The 3749-nt window shown below is 55.1% G+C and carries 3 protein-coding genes, 1 pseudogene and 1 riboswitch; of the genes and pseudogenes, 2 read left to right on the top strand and 2 right to left on the bottom strand.

From position 1 onward, the window contains the following. Together ACI38B_RS06765 and ACI38B_RS06760 are read right to left on the bottom strand one after the other, a co-directional pair. Positions 1-305, bottom strand: a pseudogene (locus tag ACI38B_RS06765) (hypothetical protein); the annotation flags it as partial. Between the two features lie 142 nt (positions 306-447). After that, on the bottom strand, positions 448-1755 hold the full coding sequence (locus tag ACI38B_RS06760; protein WP_439730082.1) for an acyltransferase family protein: 1308 nt from the start codon (positions 1753-1755) through the stop codon (positions 448-450). Positions 1756-1968: 213 nt separating this feature from the next. Beyond that, positions 1969-2076, top strand: a riboswitch (TPP riboswitch). Here ACI38B_RS06760 and ACI38B_RS06755 point away from each other — a divergent pair. After that, complete coding sequence (locus tag ACI38B_RS06755) at positions 2066-3058, top strand: hydroxyethylthiazole kinase (protein ID WP_439730083.1); 993 nt, start codon at positions 2066-2068, stop codon at positions 3056-3058. Its footprint overlaps the riboswitch before it by 11 nt. A gap of 266 nt (positions 3059-3324) precedes the next feature. Further along, positions 3325-3749: thiamine phosphate synthase (locus ACI38B_RS06750; RefSeq protein ID WP_439730081.1), on the top strand; the 425-nt coding region annotated here is incomplete at its 3' end.

Genomic DNA, 3749 nt, shown 5'->3' with positions numbered 1-3749 from the left:
GGGCGCGAGGTCACTCCATCCTGATAGCACACAAAATATGTGAACGGCAGAATGATGCGCAGCACCTTCGGTAATCCTGAACGGAATACCAGTAGCCATACGAAGAAGACTGCCGTCACCAGTTGAATGCTTTTTATTCCCCACTCGTATGGGACGCCGAGACGTGCGGGAATCGCGAGCAACAGCCACCACAACGGCGGGTGCCCCTCGTAATGCGGGCGTACCAACAGTAAATCATGCCATGAGCAATCACGCGCCATCAACCATGATTGCGCCTCGTCGAACCAAGGCTCATGGAAACACATCACCGTGATGACCACGGCAAGATACACCACCAATACTCCAGCATTACCAAGATTGTCCGGAACGGCAAACCATTTGCGAATGCGGTACGCTCGACGCATATCAACAGACTGTTGCGAAGCCGGTACATTCATCCCGATACTGTCACTCATGACGCTCCTTGTCCCGCGCTATATGAAATCCTTTCACCGGTTGAAGCGCCATATGCAACCACCGTGAAAGTCTACAATCGGACAGCTTGCGATATGCCACGTCAAACCATGCACTGTAATACTTATCGATAGTCATTGCAAACAGCAGCTGGCGGAGGATATCGATGATTGCGCCGAAAACGACAATGCCTAGAATACCAGCGATGAGCACGGCGATTGAAGCATGCCAAGTTCTCATCTCGCGCAACGGGAACGTCTCCGTCCACAACAGGTCGCGCATCAGAACATTTTCATGCAGTACATACACGCCAAACATGGCAGATGCCGCAGCATTGACTCCGGTAATGTGTCGATGACACCGAACAGCCAATGACACAAGACCGAATGCCACCAGCAACACAGGAAGCTTACCCTCCTCAGTCAAGAACAAATGTTCATTGTTCAGGTAACCGTGGTTACCGGTAAATCGGAATGCAATGATGCAAGAACCTATATGGATGGCAAAAATCAGGCAACCTGCAGCAACCATCAGCCAAGCCATGGAAGAAGAAATCTCACGCAAATACCAGCGGTAGTATGACAGTAGAATATACAGATACACGAAGTACACGAAACTGTATGTCGGGAACTCCCACGTAGCGTATCGTGTCAAACCATAACCGATACCCCACATCGCAAACAACAGCAACGCCAGACGAGCATGCATACCAGGGCCGATAGCGCGTAATGCTGCGGTAACGAACGGATACACCAAGAGGAACAGAATATACGCCGTCGCATACCATAAGGTATTCGAAGAAATCGGGAAAAGACTGCCGACGATATCATCAACCGTCAGTTGGGAACTTGGAATAATACCATGATATTCCAGAAATAAGATAAGGTTATACGTCAGCACTTCGAGCTCAAGATAACAAGCTTTCCTCAACGATGAACGGAACGTGGGCGCTTCACGCTCACATAAGTACCAGGCAGTAATGAGGAAGAATATGGCCACGCCTGTTTTCCCCAACGGATTCAGAGACAACGCGAAGAGATCGAATGCCGACGATCCAAGAGCAACGCTATGCTCCGCGGTCCCATTCCAGCATGAGTGATATGCAACGATCATCACCATGGCGATGATGCGCAATCCTTCAACGCCTGATTCACGACTCTTCCATCGCCGTACCACAGGACTGAACGGTGAAGAGTTACGCGATGATGAACGCGGTTGCTTCCTACTCGTTGCAGCGTGGATTTCGACATGCGTGCCGGAATGCACGGATGCCTTCGTTTGCACGTTATCTGTTGGACTCAACGCCAATTCCTCATCTCTTCTTCTCTAGATCGCTTTATGGCGGCACGCTCCACCACGTTGGAATCGTACGCCATATTGTGCCCGGTGACAGCAATCCCGACATTAGGATACAGCCCTCATTATTTCCTCACACTGTACAACATGCTGGTAACCGGCGGACGGAACCAAATCAAGACACCCCGTGTCCACGGGCATCCATACGATGACTCGAGTAATCCAATGCAGGGGAGCCTGCCGCAAGGCAAGGCTGAGAAAGGCACCGTGCCTGACCCTTAGAACCTGTTGGTTAGAACCAGCGTAGGGAGCAATGATGAGCACAGACGCATCACCAGACATCACCGGCAGCACCGGCGCAAACCAGAACGGAACACCGTTACCAGCGGAAGATTCTCAGCGTCAGCTGATCGCCAAGGCGGTGGACGAGGTGAAGAGCACCACGCCGCTCGCCCAATCGTTCACGAACTTCGTGACCATCAACCTCGTCGCCAACGCGCAGCTGGCGGCGGGCGGCACCGCGGCGATGAGCTACCTGCCGGACGATATCATCGACACCGCAGCAATCGCCAAGGCCACCTACATCAACGTCGGTACCCTGCTGCCGTTCTTCAAGGACGCGCTCGGCAATATCGCGCGGTCGTTGCAAGCGATGCAACACCCTTGGGTGCTTGACCCCGTCGCCGCCGGCATCGGGCGTACTCGTTCCGCCATTCTGTGGTCATTCCGCTCCGCTCCCCCGACCATTGTGCGGGGCAATGCATCGGAAATCATCGCGTTGGCGGGAATCTGGGATCTCAACGTCCCATCCGCAGGTTCTGATACCGGAGCCAAGGCAGGAACCACCCGACCGGCAGGCGTCGAAGCCGTCGATGACGTGGACAGCGCCACAAACGCCGCAATCGTGATGGCGCGATATTTGCGCAACTACGCGCCAAACCACCGTGCCGCGGTCGCCGTGTCCGGCGCCACCGACCTTGTCACCGACGGAGACAAGGTGTACCGGTTATCCGGCGGCAGTCCAATGATGACGAAAATCACCGGTGCCGGATGCTCGCTCGGCGGGGTCACCGCCACCTATCTCGCCGTAGCCGATCCGCTTACCGCCGCGCTAGCTGCGAGCGCACTGTACAACCGCGCCTCCGAACAAGCTGCGGAAGACTGCACCGGACCGGGAAGTTTCCAAACCCGATTCCTTGACGCGCTGTGGAACACCACCGCTGAAGACATCGCAGCATCACCAATCGCTGTGTCGCAAGTCACTGAGTCGCAAAACAGCGTATCCCCAGACACCGCGGGCACGGCCTGACAAGTCGCAATTGAACCGCGCCGAACATGTAGACGTTGCTCCATCGTCAAGAGACATACCCGACATGCCTCTCAGCACCGACGCGGCGATATCAGCGATTTGCTCATTTACGCAAACGTAATCATGCAACTGCAATATTTCTGCGGAATATCTCTGATATTGAGCGAATGAATCGTTTGCATAACATCAATACATTCGGCAGTACGCCGCACACGACATTCCGGAACCAAGGGCCGTCTACCGGCCCATCAACAGAAAGAAACACCATGGCCAACCCATTCAACCCATTCAACCCATACCCCTACGCCTCCATGCGCGACACCTTCGACTTGACCGCCTACTGCATCCTTGGGTCTCAGGACACCAAAGGACGCCCGGTCGGCGATATCGTCGACGACGCACTGCAAGGCGGCGCCACCTTCATCCAGCTGCGCGACAAAACCGCGGACGCCAAGCAGCTCACCGAAACCGCACGGGACATCGCGCAAATCATCGAAGACAACGGCAAGTCCGACACGGTCGCCTTCGTTATCGACGACCGTGTGGACGTCGTCTGGCAGTGCCGCAACCTGGGTATCAAGGTCGACGGCGTGCATATCGGGCAGGACGACATGGACCCGCGCGAGGCGCGACAGCTGCTCGGCGACGACGCCATCATCGGCCTGAGCGCGGAAACCGAAAGCCTCGTCAA

It is taken from the genome of Bifidobacterium sp., assembly GCF_051876855.1.
GTDB lineage: Bacteria > Actinomycetota > Actinomycetes > Actinomycetales > Bifidobacteriaceae > Bifidobacterium.
The sequence above is the reverse complement of the archived record's forward strand: the minus strand, read 5'-3'. Positions and strand labels throughout refer to the sequence as shown.

Excerpts from the sequence above, each read along its gene's own strand:
- ACI38B_RS06755 (WP_439730083.1), top strand. The coding sequence starts at position 2,066 with ATGAGCACAGACGCATCACCAGACATCACCGGCAGCACCGGCGCAAAC.